The following is an 18123-nucleotide window of genomic DNA, read 5'->3' as shown; positions in this document are numbered from 1 at the left end:
GAGACTGGGGTGGTGCGAGGGGATCCGTCGGTGCTGCATGTCGATCTGGACGCGTTCTTCGCGGCGGTCGAGCAGCGGGACAAGCCGTCACTGCGGGGCAAGCCCGTGGTCGTCGGCGGCATCGGCGTGCGCGGAGTCGTGTCCACCGCGTCGTACGAGGCGCGCAAGTACGGCGTGCGCTCGGCGATGTCCACGGCCGAGGCGCGATCCCGTTGCCCGCACGCGGCGTACCTGGGTCCGCGCTTCGAGGTCTACCGGCAGAGCAGCCGGGCCGTGATGGCGGAGATGCGGGCGCTGTCGCCGCTGGTCGAGCCGCTGTCGCTGGACGAGGCGTTCATCGATCTGGCGGCGAGTGGGCTGACCGGGCTGACGGTCGAGGACGTGCAGGCGATCGCCGACGACCTGAAGGCGGCGATCCACAAGGTGTCCGGCGGACTGACCGCGTCGGTTGGTGCGGGTACGTCGAAGTTGATCGCGAAGATCGCCAGCGACCTCGACAAGCCGAACGGCGTGGTCGTCGTACCGGCCGGGACCGAGGCCGAGTTCCTTGCGCCGATGCAGGTCACGGTGATCCCGGGAGTCGGTCCGGCGACCGCGCAGCGGCTGAGCATGGCCGGCGTCCGCACCGTCGCGGACCTGCAGCAACTGGACGAGGACGAGTTGATCCGCCAGGTCGGGTCCGCGCACGGCAGCAGCCTGCACCGGCTCGCGGTGGCGGCCGACGACCGGCCCGTCGTGAGCGACCGGGAGACCAAGTCGGTCAGCGTCGAGGACACCTTCGAGACCGACATCATCGACCGCGCGCTGCTGACCGCGATCAGCGACCGGATGGCGCACCGCGTCGCCGAGCGCCTGCAGAAGGCGCAGCTGTCCGGCCGGACCGTGACGGTCAAGACGCGGATGCACGACTTCACCACGCACACCCGCTCGTCGACACTGGCCGGACCCACCGACGACGCACGGGTGATCGCGCGGGTCGCGCGCCGGCTGCTCGAGGAGAGCGACATCGGCGGCGGCATCCGGTTGCTCGGTGTAGGTGTCTCGTCACTCGCCGACTGGATCCAGGACGACCTGTTCACCGAAGGCGAGCACGCCGAGAACCCGGTCGAGGTGGTCGAGCTGCCGGCGAGGCCGCGCGACCAGATCGGATTCCATCCCGGTCAGGACGTCGCGCACCCGGACTATGGCCGCGGCTGGGTCTGGGGCTCGGGACGTGGCCGCGTCACGGTCCGCTTCGAGACCGCGGACACCCCGCCAGGCCCGGTCCGGACGTTCTCCGTCGACGATCCGGCACTGACAAAAGTGCAGCACACCGGTGCGGATGCAGACGAAGAACCCGAAACTGACCACAATGTCTCGAATGAATGAGGAACGGCGGGGGGTGTACCCGTTCTGCGCGCCGTGCACGGCGACGTCAGAGGCGTGGCGCGCGGCCGAGGCAGCGGGGCCGGTGGGTGGCCGGTTCTACGGGCACCGCGACGTGTGCGAGAACTGCGGGTCGTCGGTGCGGACGCTCTACAACACCGTGCTGTGGGTCCCGGTGTCGAAGGTCGGACGGTTCCGGATCATCCCGACCGGCGGGCGCACGTACGTCAGCCGCAAGGTGGTCGACGTCCTGGCGCCGGCCGTCGTACGGCGGGAACCGGTGTCGGCGATCGTGAACCACCCGGAGCTCGAGGGCGCCCCGGCGTACAAGCAGGCCGAGGCGTACTGGGACGAGAGCGAGCCCGGGCAGGCGTTGCCGTTCTACCAATCGGCGCTGGCCGAGCGGGAGATGGTGCTGGCGGCCGACGACCCGGCGACGTTGCGGGTCCGGTTGCGAGTGGCTCAGGGCTTGTTGGCGACCGCGAACTACGGGCGCGCGATCGCCTGGTTCGAGCTGGTGACGCCGCAATTGATCGAGGTGTTCGGGCCGCATCACGAGCTGACCCGGGCGGCGACCGAGGCGATCACCGGTGCGCGGTTGATGGTCGGTGGTCCGCGGTCGGAGGCGCAGTTGCTCGCGGACATCGTCGCGGCCGACGGTCAAGTGGACGACGACGCGCAGTTGTTGCGTGATCGGGCCGCACTCGGGAAGGCGCTGCTCGCGTGCGGCGACATCGCGGAGGCGGTCGAGGCGCTGATCCAGGTCGTCCGGGACGCCGCGCCCGGTCATCCGGATACGGCGATCTACCGCACGGCACTGGTGGAGGCGTGCGGGGTCGCCGAGGCGCGCGGGAAGAGGCGCGACGTGCAGCTCGCCGGAGCCGCGCGGCGGTTGCTCAGCGGCGCAGACGCACCGACAAGCACGTGACACAGCCCTCGAGCTTCTCGAACTCGCTGATGTCGACCACGACCGGCCGATAGCCCAGGCCCTCGAACAGCTGCGCCGACTTCGGCGCCGACGCCGCCATCAGTAGCCGGTCGTCATCCAGCAGTACGACGTGCGCGCCCGCTTCCTCGGGGACCGCACGGAACGCGTCAAAGGCGGCCGGGTCGTCGACGAGCGGCTCGTACCCGACGACCGTCCCGTCGGGCAGCGCGGTCACGGCCGACTTCAGATGCAGCACCTTCTGCACCGGGACCGCGCGCACCTCAGCACCGAGCGGTGCGAACGCGTCGCGCAGTTGCTGAATCCCGGCCGCGTTCGTCCGGCCGCCCTGCCCGACGTAGATCGTCGAGCCGATCTTCAGTACGTCGCCGCCGTCCAGCGTCCCGGGCTCGTTGATCCGTGCGATCCGGTACCCCTGCTCCAGGACGGTCGCCTCGGCCGCCTCCGCCTCCGCGCGTCGCTCATCCGCGCCGGCCCGGGCGATCATCGCGAGGTCGCCGTACACGACCATCGTGTCCTCGATAAACACGCTGTCCGGGCACTCGTCGATCGCCGGTACTTCGACTGTGCGCCAGCCGGTGTCGTGCAGCGCGTCGACGTACCGCTGCCATTGTTCGAACGCCAGGCCGAGGTCCACCGGCCGGCGCTCGATGTGCGTGACCAGACCTTCGGCAAGGCGCGAACTCGGGCGGCGGATCAGCGCTGTCGGCATGGTTGGCGGCATGGACGCAGAGTATCCGGGTACCGGCAGGCATCCGAGAAAGGAGACAACGGATGCCGAAGATCCTTCCGGCAGCAGGTGGTGACGTGGTCGAGATCATCCTTGCCGACCACAGGTGGTTCGAGGAGGCATTGCGCGAGCTGCGTGATGTGCGCAGCGACCGTTCTGCGGTGCTCGCCGACCTCGCCACCGTCCTGATCGCGCACGCCGAAGCGGAGGAGTCGAAGGTCTACCCGGCGCTGCGGAACAAGGACGCGATCGACGCCGAGGAGGTCGAACACTCCGAACACGAGCACGCCGAGGGCAACGACGCGCTGCTCGCGCTGATGGAGGTCGACGACACCGGCAGCGAGGAGTTCAGCGAGAAGCTGCACGAACTGTCCGAGGCACTCACGCACCACCTCGATGAGGAGGAGCGAGACGTCCTGAACCCGGCACGGACGGACGTCGCCGAGGACGTCCGCCGGAGGCTCGGTGACGTGTTCGCCGAGGAGCGCGCCCGGCTGATCGAGTCCGGCTGCGGCGACCTCGCGAACGTCCGGAAGGTCGTGGCGGCCGAACAGCAGAACTAGGCTGCGTCCGTGCGCGAACTCACCGCCGTGGCCGACCTGCCGGTCCCACCTGCTGTGGCCTTCGAGATCTTCACCGACGAGTTCGGTCGGTGGTGGCCGCCGGAGTTCTCGTGGTCGGGAGCCGAACTGCTGACCGACATGGGCCTCCTCGACGGCGTCTTGTACGAGCTCGGGCCGCACGGCATGCAATGGGACTGGGGTCGGGTGCTGAGGTGGGAGCCGGGTCGCCGGCTCGTGTTCAGCTGGCAGATCGGTCCGGACAGGGTGCCGGTCCCCCGTGCCGAGGACGCGACCGAGGTGGAGGTCACCTTCGAAGGGTCGACGGTGACCGTCGCTCATCGCGGCTGGGAGCGGCACGGCGAGGCCGGCGCCGAGTACCGGGGGAACTTCGAGCAGGTCTGGCCGTACGCGCTCGGCCGGTTCACCGAGTACGCCGCCAACCGTCCGAGCTAGATCAGAGCTGGATCAGAGCTGGAGGGTGAGGCCCTCTTCGGCCGCGATCACTTCTCCCGCGAAGGCCCGCTTGGCCTCTGCCACGGAAACGGATCGATCGGACCCCGGCCAGAAGTGCGTGAGCAGCAACCGCGACGCTCCCCGCGCACCCTCGGCTGCTTCCGTGGCAGTCATCACGTAGCGGGGCTGGGTCTGCGGTACCGGGCCTTGAAGCGTGGCATCTGAGACGAAGAGATCAGTTCCGGCAGCCAATCTCGCGAGGTCGGGCGATGGGCCGCTGTCCCCCGTGTACGCGACCGAAACTCCGGGAGCACTCAGCCGTACGCCGAGATTCGTCTTGTAATGCGGGAGTTCTACCGTCAGGACGTCGAACGGCCCGATCCGTTTTGTCGACGCCAAGTCATGGACGGCGAAGACGTCTGCCGGATCCGGGTGTGGCTCGAGTGCTCGCAGTACGTCGAGGACACCGGGTGCACAGTGCAGCGGGATCGGCGGTGCGTCCGGCGCCTCGTAGTACCGCACCCGGGCGAGGCCGCTCACGTCGACGCAGTGGTCCGGGTGTTGGTGGGTCACGACGACCGCATCGACCGCCCCCTTCGGACAATGTTCGAGCAGTCGCGGCAGGGCGGCGTACCCGAGATCGAGGACGACCCGGAATCCGTCGTACTCCAGTAGGAAGCCCGCGCAGGCGCGACCGGCCTCCGGCCAGGCGCCGCAGGAACCCAGGACGGTCAGGGACCTCACGCGAACGGTTGATTCGACGGCACGATGTCCTTGCCGAGCGGCACCAGCGAGACCGGGATCAGCTTGAAGTTCGCGACACCGAGCGGGATGCCGATCACTGTCAGGCACAGCGCGATGCCGGTGGTCAGATGGCCGAGCGCCAGCCACCAGCCCGCGACGACGATCCAGATCAGGTTGCCGATCAGCGCACCCGCCCCGGCGCTGCGCTTGTCCACGATGGTCCGCCCGAACGGCCACAGGGTGTACGCCGCGATCCGGAACGACGCGATCCCGAACGGGATCGTGACGATCAGCACGCAACAGATGATCCCGGCGACCGCGTACCCGACCGCGAGCCAGAACCCGGCGAGGACCAGCCAGATCAGGTTGAGGAGCGTCTTCATGTACCCCAGCGTGCCACCTGGCGGGTGTGTTGCAGGACCAACTGGGCGACAAGTCCGGGATCGTTCCGGGGCATCCAGTGGCCACCCCTGATCACCTTGACCGTGAGGTTCGGGGCCCAGCGTGCGATGTCGGTCTGCAGCGGGGTGGTGACGAACGGGTCGGCATCCGGTGACACCGCGAGCACGGGTACGTCGGTACGCCGTTGGGCCGGCCGGAGGAGTCGTGGGATGACGTTCGCGCGGTACAGCTTGATGCCGTTCACGTAGTCGCCGAGAGAGCGGTTGTCGTCGGGCTGCTGCTTCTCGAGGCGGTTGAACGCGCGGTGCGCCCAGCCTTTGCGCCAGCCGAGCTCCGGGAGCCATGGGAGGTGGAAGTAGAAGATGTACCAGGAGTGGAGCAACTGCCAGAGCGCCGCGAGAGAGCGCTTTCTGAGGAAGTACCCGGCGTGATCGAGTGACGGGCCGGAGATGGAGGTGAAGGAGGCGATGCGGGGTTGCAGGTCCGGGGCGGTGACGAAGTGCCAGGCTTGGATGGAGCCCCAGTCGTGAGCCAGCACGTGCACAGGCCGGTCGGGTGACACCTGGTCGATGACCGCCCGGAAGTCCTCCTGCAGGCGGTCCAGGGCGTACGCCGCGGTGCTGGTCGGGTGGTCGGAGTCGCCGGCGCCTCGGACGTCGTACGTGACCACCTGGAAGTCGTCGGCAAGCAACTCGGCCACCGGCTCCCAGAGCGACGCATTGTCCGGATACCCATGCACACAGACCAGCACCGGGGCAGCGGCGTTGTTGTAGGTGTAGACGGCGAGGGTGGTGCCGTCTCGGCTAGTAGCTGTCGACTTCGAGGGTGGCAAAGGTCATCCCCGCTTTCACCAGCCGCTCGCGCAGAGCGGGTCCCATGGCCGCGGCCGTCGTGGTCTGGCCGGCGGTCTCCGGCAGATCGTCGAGCGCCAGACAGAGAGCGCTCTCCCCGAGCATCTTGGCGGTCTCGTCGTACCCCGGGTCCCGGCCCGCGACCTCGGTGATCACCTGCTTGCCGCCGCCGCGACCGACGAACCGGACGTTGAACCACGACTGCGCCCGGCGCTCCGCGCTCGGTCCGTCACCGGGCTGGAGCCGCTTCAGCAGCGCGTTCCGGACCGGCGGAACCTGCGCGCCGGCGATCAGCAGGCTGACCCCACCGATGCCTGCGGCAACAGTCGGGAGATGCTTCACCGCGGCGTAGTGCGAGTAGCGGAAGTCCGGCCCGTAGCGATCGAGCAGCCGGCCCGAGTACCCGACGATCTGGGGATCGATCGTCGGCAACGGAACCGCCCAGAACCCTTGCTGGCGGTGGATCCTCCCAGCAACGGCTCGCGCCCTCCGGTCCGCCGGCCGGGTCTCGGACTCGCGCCGGGCGCGGTGCGCGTCCAGGTGCTGCTTCGGCCGTGAGAACGCGGTGATCGCGGTGTGGAACGTGCCGCCGGACGGGCGGCCACCGGCGCGGAGCAATCCGTCCACCTGGATGGGCACGCTCTGTGGCAGCTGCTCGACCGTGTACTGCACACCCAGGTCGTACGGGATCGAGTCGAAGCCGCACGCGTGGATGATCCGGGCACCGGTCTGCGTCGCGCGCTCGTGGTAGCGCACGAACATCCGGTCCATGAACTCCTGCTCACCGGTGATATCGAGGTACCCGGTCCCGGCCTCGGCACACGCGGCGACGAGCGGCTCGCCGTACTCGACGTACGGACCGACCGTGGTGGCGACGACCTTGGTGGATTCGGCGAGTTCGCGCAGCGAGCCCGGGTCGGTGACGTCCGCGACCAGGATGTCCCGGCCGAACCGCTCGAGCTTCTGTTTGTTGCGTCCGGCAACGGCCCAGCGCAGCCCGTCCGGCGCGTTCTTCTCCAGGTACTCCGCGGTGAGCGCTCCCGTGAACCCGCTCGCACCCAGCAGGACGACGTCGTACTCCCGGTTCACGTCTGCACTCATTTCTGGGCAGCCTCGGCGTCCGCGAGCCCACCGGCACCGCTCGGTCGCGAGGATGCCTCGGCGCCCCGCGCTTGGACGTCGGCCAGCGCTGCCGCGTCGGCCTTCGGCACACTGAACCGAGAACCGGCCTCGATGACATGCGGGATCACCCAGCGGAACACCTTCAGCGCCCCGATCCAACCAGGCACGTGAACGGTGCGTGAGCGCTTTCTGATGCCCTCGACGAACTTGTCCACCGCGAACTCCAGCGAGTACGTCTTGCCCACTCCCGGGATCCCGGTCCGGACCTTGCCGAACACAGGGTGCGCGTCGACCCCGCGCACCATGTCGGTGTCGACGAACGTCATGTGCGCGACACCGACCCGGACACCGAGGTGCTTCAGCTCCGGCCGCAGCGTGTCCCCCATCGCCTCGACTCCGGCCTTGGACACGTTGTACGACGCGAGGCCCGGGATGTGCACGATCGCGGCGAGGGACGAGACGAGCAGCAGGTAGCCCTTGCTCTCCAGCAAGTACGGCAGTGTGAGGTGCACAGTGCGCCAGACACCGACCAGGTCGACGTCCAGAACGCGCTCCCAGACCTTCGGGTCCATGCTCCGGCTGAAGCCCGGCGCGGCGATCCCGGCGTTCGCCATCACGACATCGATCCGGCCGTAGCGCTCGGCGATCGCCTCGACCGCGGTCCGGAGCGAGTCGGTGTCGGTGACGTCGGCCTCCCACCAGCTGGAATCCGGGCCGCAGTCCTCTGCGACCTTCTTCAGCTCGTCAGGCTCCAGGCCGACCAGCGCGAGCTTCGCGCCGTCCTGCGCCAGCTTCCGGGCGACCGCGGCGCCGATCCCCCGGGAGGCGCCGGTGATGAGCACGACTTGACCGGGCAACGGACGCATCTGGGACCTCCAGCTTGTTGAGTGGATACTCAACAGTAAGTGCTTGTTGACCGAATACTCAATAGACTGCCTGGATGAGTCAGACCTCTTCCGGCGCCAGGTTGCGGCCCGACCAGCGACGCGCGCAGATCCTCGCGGCCGCGCGCCGGGTGCTGCTCGCGGACCCGCACCGCGAGCTCACGGTCGAACTCGTCGCGGCCGAAGCCGGCGTCTCCCCCGCTCTGCTGTTCCACTACTTCGGCTCGAAGAAGAAGTTCCAGTACGCCGTCATCGAGGAAGCCGCCGCCGAGGTCATGCTGCGCACCGCCCCGGACCCGTCGCTGCCTCCCGACGAACAACTGCGTGCCGGCATTCGCGCGTTCGTCCGCGCCGTACTCGAGGCTCCCCAGCTCTACCGGGCGACCCTGCTGATGTCGGCCGCCGGAGACCCCGATGTCAGAGCACTGCACTCCGATCTGCGGCGCGTCTTCAGCGAGTGGGTGATCAGGGCGGTCGCCGAGCGTGGCATCGAGATCACCCCCGTTGTCGAGCTCGCCTGTCACGGCTGGCAGGGTTACGTCGAACAGACCCTGCTGCTGTGGATCGACAACCCGACCGTCTCGCCGGAAGCCCTCGAGCATCTGTGCGAGCAGTCCCTGGACGCCATCCTGTCGACAACCAGCCTCACGACGACCTCCGAGTGAGTGTGAATGAACAAGTTCTTCCTGACGGTTCATGTTCTTGCCGCGATCCTCTGCGTCGGTCCGGTCACCGTCGCGGCCAGCATGTTCCCGCCGATCGCGCGGCGCGTGCTCGGCGCCGAAACTCCGGACGCGGGCGGTCTCCAGGTGCTGCACCGGATCACCCGGGTGTACGCGTGGGCAGGCCTCGCCGTACCGGTCTTCGGGTTCGCGGTCGCGGGTGGCATGCAGGTGATGGACGAGGCCTGGCTGATCACCTCGATCGTCCTGACGCTGGCCGCCGCACTCGTGCTCGCGTTCCTGGTCGTGCCGGCACAGTCCGCCGTACTCGCGGTCGCCGACCAGTCGGCCGAGGCGCGGAGCGGGGTGCTTTCGAAGGCGAAACTGTTGTCGATGACGAGCGGGATCTTCAGTCTGCTCTGGGTGGTCGTCCTGGTGCTGATGGTGGTCAAGCCGGGGCACACCAAGGGGTAGGGTTTCCGCCGTGCTGACGGTTGCCACGGTGAATGTGAACGGGATCAGGGCCGCCTTCCGGCGCGGGATGACGCCGTGGCTGGAGAGCACGGACCCGGACCTGTTGCTGATGCAGGAGGTCCGCGCGTCCGACGACGTACTGCGGGAACTCCTCGGCGGCGACTGGAACATCGCGCACGCCGAGCCCGCGATCGACGGGCACAAGGGACGCGCGGGCGTCGCGGTCGCGAGCCGGCGGCCGATCAAGGACGAGCGCGGCGAGATCGGTCCCGAGCGGTTCGCCGGGACCGGGCGCTGGGTCGAGGCGGACGTGGTGCTGGACGACGGTACGACGTTGACCGCGGTCAGCACGTACGTGTTCACGGGCGAGTTCGAGACCCCGCCGCGGCAGGAGGAGAAGTACGCGTTCCTCGACGCGATCACCGCGCGGCTGGCCGAGCTGCGGGCCGACGGGCGGCACGTGCTGATGTGCGGCGACCTCAACATCGCGCACCGCGAGGAAGACCTGAAGGCCTGGAAGGCGAACCGCAAGAAGAGCGGCTTCCTGCCCGAGGAACGCGCCTGGCTGGACCGCCTGTTCGAGGCCGGCTGGGTAGACCTGGGCCGCCGGTTCGGCGGCGACGGCCCCGGCCCGTACTCGTGGTGGTCCTGGCGCGGCAAGGCCTTCGACAACGACGCCGGCTGGCGCATCGACTACCAGATCGCCTCCCCCGAGCTTGCAGCCGCCGCCACCGATTGCGTCATCCACCGAGCGCCGACGTACGCCGAACGCTGGAGCGACCACGCCCCAGTCGTCGCGACGTACAAGATCTAGCCCTGACCTACGGTTGGGCCATGCCTGATGATCCTGCCTTCGTCCTGCCGACGCCCGACGTCGCCCGGACGACGCACGAGGGACTGCAACTCAACCTCCCGGATACCTCGGAACCCGCGCCGGCCGTTCTGTTGATCCACGGCGTGCCCTACCGCGCCGAGGGCAGGCCGTTGCCGAGTGCGTGGCACATCTATCAGGGGTACGCCGCTCAACTCGCCGCGCACGGCTCCGTGGCAGCGGTCGTCGACCACAGTCCCGACGGGCTTCCCGACGAGGATCGCTCCATGACCGCGCTGTCGAAGGCGATCGCGGCCGTCCGGGCGCACCCGCGTGTTGACGGTAGCCGGGTCGCATTGTGGTTCTTCTCCGGTGGCGCGCCGCTGTCCGTCGGCTTCCTGCAGAGTCCCCCGGACTGGCTCAAATGCGTCGCGCTGACCTACCCGGTCGTCGGCGACTCCGAACTCGTCACGATCCGCGGCGTGCATCCGGTGGACGCCGTCAGGGGTGCGCGGGGGCTGCCGCTCGTGATGACCGTGGTCGGTCGTGAGCTGCCCGACGTGGCGCTCACGCAGCCGCCGTTCATCGACGCTGCCCGGGTGGCTGGCGTCGACCTCGAGCTGATCGAAGTACCGGATGGCCGGCACGGGTTCGACGTACTCGACCACACCGAAGAGTCGCGCCAGGCGGTGGCAGCCGCGGTGTCCGCGGTGACGGAACGCGTGCGCGCTTAGCCCTTGTCCGGGGGCGCAGGTAGTCTCGCGGCATGTCTGAGATTTCTTCTTCTGTGACGCCGCCGGTTGCTGCGCGGAAGCCGGTTGAGCGGGTGCATCACGGTGACGTGTTCGTCGACGAGTACGAGTGGTTGCGGGACAAGAGCGACGACGAGGTGCTGGGGTACCTGCGGGCCGAGAACGCGTACACCGAGGCGCGCACGGAGCACCTGGAATCGTTGCGTGAGGCAATCTTCAAGGAGATCTCGGACCGGACGCTGCAGACCGACCTGAGCGTGCCGGCCCGTCGCGGCGGCTACTGGTACTACTCGCGCACGATCGAGGGCCAGCAGTATTCACTGCACTGCCGGGTCAAGGTGGACGGCGATCAGCCGCCGGCCACCGACGGCGAGATCGCGGGCGAAGAGGTCATGCTGGACGGCAACGAGGTGGCCGGCGACTCCGAGTTCTTCTCGCTCGGCACCGTCGATGTCTCCCCCGACGGCCGCCTGCTGGCGTACTCGGTCGACCTCAAGGGCGACGAGCGGTTCACGCTGCGGATCAAGGACCTCGACACCGGTGAACTGCTGCCGGACGAGCTGCCAGAGGTGCACTACGGCTCCGCCTGGTCCGCCGACGGCTCGACGATCTTCTACACCAAGGTCGACGACGCCTGGCGCCCGTACCAGGTCTGGCGGCACACGCTCGGCGCCACGGCAACTGACTCTGGCGACGTGCTCGTGATGGAGGAGTCGGACGAGCGGTTCTGGATCGGCGTCGACCTGACCCGCAACGAGCAGGCGATCATGATCGCCCTCGGCAGCAAGCTCACCAGCGAGGTCTGGCTCCTCGACGCCCAGAACCCGACGGGTGACCCGGTCGTGGTCGCGGCCCGCCGCGAAGGCGTGGAGTACGACGTCGAGCACGCCGGCGATCAACTGCTGATCACGCACAACGCCGACGCGGCCAACTTCTCGCTGACCTCCGCGCCGCTCGACGCCCCCGGCGACTGGACGACGCTGATCGCGGGCGACGAGACCAGCCGCCTGCTCGGCGCGGACGCGTTCGCCGACCACGTCATCCTGTACCGGCGCCGCAACGCGCTCACCGAGCTCGCGATCATGCGGCGTAGCCAAGACGGTTTCGGCGATCCCGAGGTGCTGGAGTTCGACGAGCCGATCTACACCGTGTCCCCCGGCCGCAACGACGAGTGGCACGACACCCGCTACCGCTTCGGCTACACCTCCCTCGTCACCCCGGGTTCGACGTACGACGTGGATGTCGCGACCGGTGAGCGGCGACTGCTCAAGCAGCAGCCCGTGCTCGGCGGCGTCGACACGAGCGATTACACGCAGTACCGCGAATGGGCGACCGCGCCGGACGGCACGAAGGTGCCGATCTCGATGGTCGCGCGCAAGGACGTCGCGAAGGACGGGAACGCTCCGGTCGTGCTCTACGGGTACGGCTCGTACGAGACCTCGGTCGACCCGTGGTTCTCGATCCCGCGGCTGTCGCTGCTCGACCGCGGCGTCGTGTTCGCGATCGCGCACATCCGCGGCGGCGGCGAGCTCGGCCGGCACTGGTACGACGACGGCAAGATGCTCACCAAGCGGAACACGTTCACCGACTTCGTGGCGGCCGCCGAACACCTCGTGCAGGCCGGCTGGACCAGGCCGGAACGGATCGTCGCCCAGGGCGGCAGCGCCGGCGGACTGCTGATGGGCGCGGTCGCGAACCTGGCCCCGCAGGCATTCGGCGGAATCGTCGCGGAAGTCCCGTTCGTCGACGCGTTGACGACGATTCTGGACCCGTCGCTGCCGCTCACCGTGATCGAGTGGGAGGAATGGGGCAATCCGCTCGAAGACCCCGCGGTCTACGAGTACATGAAGTCCTACTCGCCGTACGAAAACGTCACCGCGCAGCACTATCCGCGCATCCTGGCGATCACCAGCCTGAACGACACCCGGGTGTTCTTCGTCGAGCCGGCGAAGTGGGTCGCGAAACTCCGGGCGACCGCGACCAGCGACTCCGACGTACTGCTCAAGACCGAGATGGACGCCGGGCACGGCGGCCGCAGCGGGCGGTACGACGCCTGGCGCGAGGTCGCCTTTTCGCTGTCGTGGGAGCTGGACACGCTCGGGCTGAGCTGACGCTGAGCCGGCACAGCGGGAATACCTGCCCCCGGACGTGTGTTGTGCAACACATCCGGGGGCACCGGAACACGATGATTCTGGACGAATTCTCAGCTTCCGCAGCGCGTGTTGTGCCGAATTGTCCCGTCAGCCTGAGGGACACCGGTTTCCAGCGCGATTTCGCTGCCAGGAACTCTCAGGGAACGTTCAGGGTGTTTACACACTCGTCCTGGAATCTTGAACCCTACTCGAGCGTTGCTCTCCATGTAACGACGAAGGGAGTTTCGGTGGCTCGCATGGCTCGTGTCCGCAGCACGGACGACGGTATCGACGGCAAGGACAGCGTAGGTCTCTACCTCGAAGAGATCGCGCGGACGCCTTTGCTGACGGCTGAGGAAGAGGTCGAGCTCGCTGAGACGGTCGAAGCAGGACTCCTTGCGGAGCAACTGCTGGCCGAGGGGCGGGTTGGACGTAAGAAGGGCGGAGCGCCCAAATATGCCACGGAGGAGGAGCTGGAGTGGCTGGCCGAAGAGGGCCAGCGCGCGCAGCAGCGGTTCGTGACCGCGAACCTCCGGCTCGTGGTGTCGATCGCTCGCCGCTACGGGCGTTCCCAGATGCCCTTGCTGGACCTGGTCCAGGAAGGCAACACGGGACTGATCCGGGCGGTGGAGAAGTTCGACTACCGGAAGGGTTTCAAGTTCTCGACGTACGCGACCTGGTGGGTGCGGCAGGCCATCACCCGCGGTATCGCGCAGCAGGCCCGGGTGGTCCGGCTGCCGGTGCACGTGGTGGAGCAGCTGAACCAGATCGGGTCGGCACGGCGCACGCTGGAGCGCAAGCTCGGGCGGGAGCCGGAGATCGACGAGATCGCAGCCGAGCTGAACCTGGATCCGGAGCGGGTCACGGAACTGATCCGCATCGGCCGGGACCACATCAGCCTGAACAGCCCGGTCGACGACGAGGGTGAGACCTCGCTGGGCGACCTGATCGCGGCCGAGACCGCGCCGGGTCCGGACCAGCTGGTCGCCGACGCGTCGGACCGCTCGGGACTGTTCAGTCTGGTCGACCAGCTCGACCCGCGGTCCGCGGACGTGATCCGGCGCCGCTACGGTCTGCACGACGGCCGCCAGGCCAAGCTGGCCGACATCGGCGCGGTGCACGGCATCTCGGCCGAGCGGGTCCGCCAGATCGAGCGCGAGGCACTGGGCCGCCTCCGCCTGATGGCAGACCCGACGCTGGCCGCGTAACACCCACCCCGAAACCCCTCAGGACCCCCCGAGCCACGATCTGGCTCGGGGGGTCCTTCGGTTGCCGGCCGGAGGTCAGCCCAGGTGGATCCAGGACTCCACCGGAAGGTGGTCACTGGGGAACTGACCGTCCTTGCTGAACGTGTTGATGTTCGCCTTCGAGACGCGCAACCCCGGGGTGGTGAGGATCCAGTCGATCCGGTCCCCGTTCGGCGTCAGCGGCTTGTACCCGTGGAACGTCGCGTACAGCGCGCTGCGGCGCTCGGCCGTCACCCAGCTGTCGGCGAACTTCCCGCTGGTCACGAGCTTGTCGTACACCGTCAGCCCCGGCTTGGCGGCCTCGTTGTAGTCCGCCGTGAGGATCACCGGCAGTGCGGGGTCGAAGCCGGCGATCCGCTGCAGGATCAGGTCCGCGGACTTGGAGCGCGCCGTCGCGTCGTACGCCTCGAGGTGCGTGTTGACCGCGTAGAACTCCTTCGACGTCGCCTTGTCCTTGAAGCGGACCCACGTCACCATCCGCGGGCAGCAGCCGCCCCAGGTCTGGGACCCGATCACGTCCGGGGTGTCCGACAGCCAGAAGTGGTCGTACTCGAGCGGCTGCAGGCGGCGCTGGTCGAAGAAGATCATCATGAACTCCCCCTTGCTGCCGCCCTCCCGCCCCAGCCCGATCGAGTCGTACGCCGGGCCGAGGTCGGAGGAGATGTCCTGGAGCTGGGAGTACAGGCCTTCCTGCGTGCCGATGAGCTGCGGGCGGGCCTGCCGCAACTGCTCCCGCATCACCGGTCGCCGGTCCGCCCAGGTGTTCGGCGGGGTGTTGCTGGCGTACCGCAGGTTGTACGACATCACGTGCAGCGGGCCTGCGGTCGCGGTGCTCGTGGGGGCGGTGGTGGCCTCGTCCGAGGACGGGGCGGCCTGCGACACACCGCTGGTGAGCGTCAGGCCGGCGACGGCCGCCGCGACAAGCGCGGCGAGCCGACGGCGCGTGGTGAGCATGTCAAAAACCTCCAAGGGCGGTTTGCAAGGAGGTTGGACGTTAACCAGGTCGGGTGTCCGGTCGCTAGCCGTAGCGCGTCGCGGACGTGACGTTAGAGGTCCCCGCGGGACCGGTTAGGCCGCTGCTTCGTTCCAGGAGTCGATCAGTGGGGGCAGCTCGGACAGGCGCTGGACGGTTGCGTCCGGCGTACCTTCCGTGTGCCCGATCTGCTCCATCGGGATCGCGCTGTGCGGCAGGTGCGCCGCGCGCATCCCGACATTCTGCGCGCCCCAGACGTCGTCGAACAGCCGGTCGCCGACGAACAGGCACCGGGACGGCTCGGACACCCCGACCGCCTGCATCGCGGCCAGGAACGCCTCCGGGTGCGGCTTGGTGTGCTCGATCTCGCTGGTGTAGACGGCTCCGTCGAGCAGGTCGAGTACGCCGTCGCGCGCGAAGACCTCCTCGTGCCGCCGACGCGGCCAGATCGTGTTCGACAGGACGCCGACCTTCAGACCGCGGTCCCGGAGTGCCTGCAGCGTGTCGACCGCGTCCGGCTCCAACTCGGTGTGCGGTTCCCACTGCCGCTCGTACTCCGCCAGCGCCGCGGGCGTCATCACGACCTCAGCCAGCGCGCACACCTCCTCCAAGGTGCTGCTGCGGTGCTCGTCGCGCGAGCGCCGCCAGACGGAGCCCTCGGCCGCGACCAGCCGGGCCGCCAACTCATCGGCGTTGTCGTGGTCGAGCAGCACGGACACGGCCCGCCATGTCTCGTGCAGAGAAATGTCGTGCCAGGTTGCCAGCGTGCCGCCCCAGTCGAACAGGACGGCCTCGATCTTCGCGTTCATCACCCGGCAAAGCCTGCCAGAGCGGACCGACAGTTCTCAGCTGCTTTTCAGCTCAGCCGGCGGATCTCCTGCCGGCGTGCCAGCCAGGTGACGGCGATCGCGTAGAACGCCAGGCACGGGATGTCCGCGACGAACAGGGTCCACGGGGCGCTTCCTTGCACGTCCCACTGATCGCCTTGTCCTGTTGCCGCCGGCAACAGGAAGGCGATGAGGTTGTTCAGCACGTGCAGCGCGATGGCGGCCTCCAGCCCTCCGGTCCGGACGGTCAGCCAGCCGACCACCACCGCGAACACGAAGATGTCCACCATCGCCCAACTGCTGTACCCGTGGGCCGACGCGAAGGCGACGCCGCCGACGACGATCCCCGGCCACGGCGAACGGAACAGCGTCCGCAACCAGCGCGCCCGCCCGTTCGGGTCGTCCGGTCCGTAGGCGCCGACCGCCTGGATCAGCCAGCCGCGGAACACGAACTCCTCGGCCGCCGACTGGAACGGCACCAGGAGCAGGATCACCAGCGCCGGTACGACGAACGCGCCGAAGCCGATCCAGTCGCCGCCGACCGTCCCGATCGAGTCGTCGGCCGGAAACACCGCGTCGACCAGCACGCCCATCGCGAACGAGAGAGCGACGTAGCCGAACGCGGGCAGGCAGCACCACAGCAGCCAGCGCCAGCGGATCCGGTTCAGCACGGAGGCGACGCTCCAGAACGGCCGCCGTTGGACCAGCCACGCGACGAGGCCTACGACCGGCGTCAGCACGCCGAGCATCACCAGCGTCACGGCGAGGTTCTCGGTGTCGCTCGGGAAGATGTCCGTGCCGCTCGGCGTCGGGAACGGTCCGGCCAGGATCCGGTGCGCGATCACCCAGATCACGACGAGCAGCGAGGTCAGGACGAACGCGAAGAGGCCGAGCAGGAGGGTTCCGACGAAGGGCCGCCACCAGGCGTGCTTCGACGTACGGGCGAGCCGGTGGTACGGCGTACCTGCAGGTGCGGCGACTGTCCGCGGCTCGCGAGACACGGGCGGCGACCCGTAGGCGCCGTACGGCTGTTGATACGGCGGTGGGTATTGCGGTGGGTATGGGCCGGGGTGGGGCGGCGGTGGCGGTGGCTGCCCCGGCTGGGAGTATGGGCCCGGTTGCGGAGACGGCCCGGGCTGCTGCGGGTCCATGACTGGACTCTAGAAGGTCGGGCCAACTGGACGGAGGGAGAACGCGATGGTTACTGAATCGACGCCGGCGGCCGACCGGCAGACGGACGCCTTGCCGCAGTCCGTGCTGATGCCGTTGAGCGGTTCCGCCATCTTCCTGGTCGTCCAGGTAGAACCGGGCGGCGAGGACCGGACCCGGGATCTGCTGGAGCGGCTGAGCGGTCTGGTGCGTTCGGTCGGGTTCCGCGTGCCGGACGGCAACCTCTCCTGCGTCACCAGCATCGGCTCGGACGTCTGGGACCGCCTGTTCAGCGGTCCGCGCCCCGCCGAGCTGCACCCGTTCGTCGAACTCAAGGGCGCAACACACCACGCGCCGTCGACCGCGGGCGATCTGCTCTTCCACATCCGGGCCGCGCACCAGGACCAGTGCTTCGAGCTGGCCGGTCAGATCATGAACGTGCTCGACGGCGCCGCGACGGTCGTCGACGAGGTGCACGGCTTCAAGTACTTCGAGATGCGCGACCTGCTCGGCTTCGTCGACGGCACCGAGAACCCGACCGGCAGCGAGGCGCACGCCGCCGTACTGATCGGCGACGAGGACCCGGACTTCCGCGGCGGCAGCTACGTGATCGTGCAGAAGTACCTGCACGACCTGAAGGCCTGGAACGCGCTGACCGTCGAGCAGCAGGAGCTCGCCGTCGGCCGGACCAAGCTCGACGACATCGAGCTCGACGACGCCAAGAAGCCCGGCAACGCGCACATCGTGCTCAATGTGATCGAGGACGAGGACGGCAACGAGCTGCAGATCCTGCGCGACAACATGCCGTTCGGCACCATCGGCACGCAGGAGTTCGGCACCTACTTCATCGGGTATGCCAAGACGCCGGCGGTGACCGAGCTGATGCTGCGGCGGATGTTCATCGGGGTGCCCGAGGGCAACCACGACCGGCTGCTCGACTTCTCCACCGCGGTCACCGGCTGCCTGTTCTTCACACCGCCCGCAGACTTCCTGGACGACCTGCCGCCGGCGCCCTGACGCCAGGTCCGGGTCCGCA

At 68.7% G+C, this 18123-nt stretch carries 20 protein-coding genes; 11 read left to right on the top strand and 9 right to left on the bottom strand.

The genetic code is table 11. The annotated features are described in order from the left end of the window. Positions 1-12: 12 nt before the first annotated feature. The gene (locus tag E0H45_RS15115; RefSeq protein WP_131340431.1) at positions 13-1368 is read left to right on the top strand and encodes a DNA polymerase IV; all 1356 of its coding nucleotides are present in this window, start codon (positions 13-15) and stop codon (positions 1366-1368) included. After that, on the top strand, positions 1361-2293 hold the full coding sequence (locus E0H45_RS15110; protein ID WP_131337972.1) for a tetratricopeptide repeat protein: 933 nt from the start codon (positions 1361-1363) through the stop codon (positions 2291-2293). The genes E0H45_RS15115 and E0H45_RS15110 overlap by 8 nt, the downstream gene beginning before the upstream one ends. On the opposite strand, the gene ddaH is transcribed toward E0H45_RS15110, so the two are convergent. Then, positions 2262-3035 (bottom strand): dimethylargininase, encoded by a 774-nt coding sequence (gene ddaH, locus E0H45_RS15105; protein WP_272948977.1) that lies wholly within the window; start codon positions 3033-3035, stop codon positions 2262-2264. The two genes, E0H45_RS15110 and ddaH, sit on opposite strands and share 32 nt — an antisense overlap. 50 nt (positions 3036-3085) lie before the next feature. Here ddaH and E0H45_RS15100 point away from each other — a divergent pair, with 50 nt between their 5' ends. Further along, positions 3086-3604 carry a hemerythrin domain-containing protein gene (locus E0H45_RS15100; protein WP_131337971.1) on the top strand — a complete coding sequence of 173 codons (519 nt, stop codon included), beginning with the start codon at positions 3086-3088 and terminating at the stop codon, positions 3602-3604. A gap of 9 nt (positions 3605-3613) precedes the next feature. After that, complete coding sequence (locus E0H45_RS15095; RefSeq protein WP_131337970.1) at positions 3614-4057, top strand: SRPBCC domain-containing protein; 444 nt, start codon at positions 3614-3616, stop codon at positions 4055-4057. A gap of 12 nt (positions 4058-4069) precedes the next feature. Here the strand turns inward: E0H45_RS15095 and E0H45_RS15090 are convergent, their stop codons facing one another. The 5 genes from E0H45_RS15090 to E0H45_RS15070 are packed head-to-tail and all read right to left on the bottom strand — an operon-like array spanning position 4070 to position 8042. After that, entirely contained in the window at positions 4070-4801 is a 732-nt protein-coding gene (locus E0H45_RS15090; protein ID WP_131337969.1) for an MBL fold metallo-hydrolase, read from the bottom strand. Continuing rightward, the gene (locus tag E0H45_RS15085) at positions 4798-5184 is read right to left on the bottom strand and encodes a YccF domain-containing protein (RefSeq protein ID WP_131337968.1); all 387 of its coding nucleotides are present in this window, start codon (positions 5182-5184) and stop codon (positions 4798-4800) included. Before E0H45_RS15085 ends, E0H45_RS15090 begins: the two co-directional genes overlap by 4 nt. Next, positions 5181-6035 carry an alpha/beta fold hydrolase gene (locus E0H45_RS15080; RefSeq protein WP_131337967.1) on the bottom strand — a complete coding sequence of 285 codons (855 nt, stop codon included), beginning with the start codon at positions 6033-6035 and terminating at the stop codon, positions 5181-5183. Before E0H45_RS15080 ends, E0H45_RS15085 begins: the two co-directional genes overlap by 4 nt. Then, a complete protein-coding gene (locus E0H45_RS15075; protein WP_131337966.1) occupies positions 6007-7155 on the bottom strand; it encodes a saccharopine dehydrogenase family protein in 1149 nt (382 codons plus the stop codon). Before E0H45_RS15075 ends, E0H45_RS15080 begins: the two co-directional genes overlap by 29 nt. Beyond that, complete coding sequence (locus E0H45_RS15070) at positions 7152-8042, bottom strand: SDR family oxidoreductase (RefSeq protein WP_131337965.1); 891 nt, start codon at positions 8040-8042, stop codon at positions 7152-7154. The genes E0H45_RS15075 and E0H45_RS15070 overlap by 4 nt, the downstream gene beginning before the upstream one ends. Positions 8043-8116: 74 nt before the next feature. On the opposite strand from E0H45_RS15070, the gene E0H45_RS15065 reads away from it, so the two are divergent. The 6 genes from E0H45_RS15065 to E0H45_RS15040 all read left to right on the top strand — a co-directional run bounded on the left by E0H45_RS15065 (position 8117) and on the right by E0H45_RS15040 (position 14099). Continuing rightward, complete coding sequence (locus E0H45_RS15065) at positions 8117-8725, top strand: TetR/AcrR family transcriptional regulator (RefSeq protein WP_131337964.1); 609 nt, start codon at positions 8117-8119, stop codon at positions 8723-8725. 6 nt (positions 8726-8731) lie between these two features. Then, complete coding sequence (locus E0H45_RS15060; protein WP_131337963.1) at positions 8732-9196, top strand: hypothetical protein; 465 nt, start codon at positions 8732-8734, stop codon at positions 9194-9196. A gap of 10 nt (positions 9197-9206) precedes the next feature. Further along, positions 9207-10010 carry an exodeoxyribonuclease III gene (locus tag E0H45_RS15055; RefSeq protein ID WP_131337962.1) on the top strand — a complete coding sequence of 268 codons (804 nt, stop codon included), beginning with the start codon at positions 9207-9209 and terminating at the stop codon, positions 10008-10010. Positions 10011-10030: 20 nt separating this feature from the next. Beyond that, the gene (locus E0H45_RS15050) at positions 10031-10741 is read left to right on the top strand and encodes an alpha/beta hydrolase family protein (protein WP_131337961.1); all 711 of its coding nucleotides are present in this window, start codon (positions 10031-10033) and stop codon (positions 10739-10741) included. Between the two features lie 32 nt (positions 10742-10773). Next, a complete protein-coding gene (locus tag E0H45_RS15045; protein ID WP_131337960.1) occupies positions 10774-12870 on the top strand; it encodes a S9 family peptidase in 2097 nt (698 codons plus the stop codon). 269 nt (positions 12871-13139) lie between these two features. Further along, positions 13140-14099: a sigma-70 family RNA polymerase sigma factor gene (locus E0H45_RS15040; RefSeq protein WP_130385833.1), complete on the top strand. Its 960-nt coding sequence runs from the start codon at positions 13140-13142 to the stop codon at positions 14097-14099. 75 nt (positions 14100-14174) lie between these two features. Here E0H45_RS15040 and E0H45_RS15035 read toward each other — a convergent pair whose 3' ends face one another. The 3 genes from E0H45_RS15035 to E0H45_RS15025 all read right to left on the bottom strand — a co-directional run bounded on the left by E0H45_RS15035 (position 14175) and on the right by E0H45_RS15025 (position 16939). After that, positions 14175-15092 (bottom strand): endonuclease/exonuclease/phosphatase family protein, encoded by a 918-nt coding sequence (locus tag E0H45_RS15035; protein ID WP_131337959.1) that lies wholly within the window; start codon positions 15090-15092, stop codon positions 14175-14177. Positions 15093-15206: 114 nt separating this feature from the next. Further along, positions 15207-15920 carry an HAD family hydrolase gene (locus tag E0H45_RS15030; RefSeq protein WP_131340427.1) on the bottom strand — a complete coding sequence of 238 codons (714 nt, stop codon included), beginning with the start codon at positions 15918-15920 and terminating at the stop codon, positions 15207-15209. Positions 15921-15967: 47 nt separating this feature from the next. Next, on the bottom strand, positions 15968-16939 hold the full coding sequence (locus E0H45_RS15025) for a CPBP family intramembrane glutamic endopeptidase (protein ID WP_131337958.1): 972 nt from the start codon (positions 16937-16939) through the stop codon (positions 15968-15970). Positions 16940-17135: 196 nt separating this feature from the next. Here E0H45_RS15025 and E0H45_RS15020 point away from each other — a divergent pair, with 196 nt between their 5' ends. Then, entirely contained in the window at positions 17136-18104 is a 969-nt protein-coding gene (locus tag E0H45_RS15020; RefSeq protein WP_131337957.1) for a Dyp-type peroxidase, read from the top strand. Positions 18105-18123: the final 19 nt, after the last annotated feature.

The sequence above is a fragment of the Kribbella soli genome (genome assembly GCF_004331345.1).
GTDB lineage: Bacteria > Actinomycetota > Actinomycetes > Propionibacteriales > Kribbellaceae > Kribbella > Kribbella soli.
The sequence above is the reverse complement of the archived record's forward strand: the minus strand, read 5'-3'. Positions and strand labels throughout refer to the sequence as shown.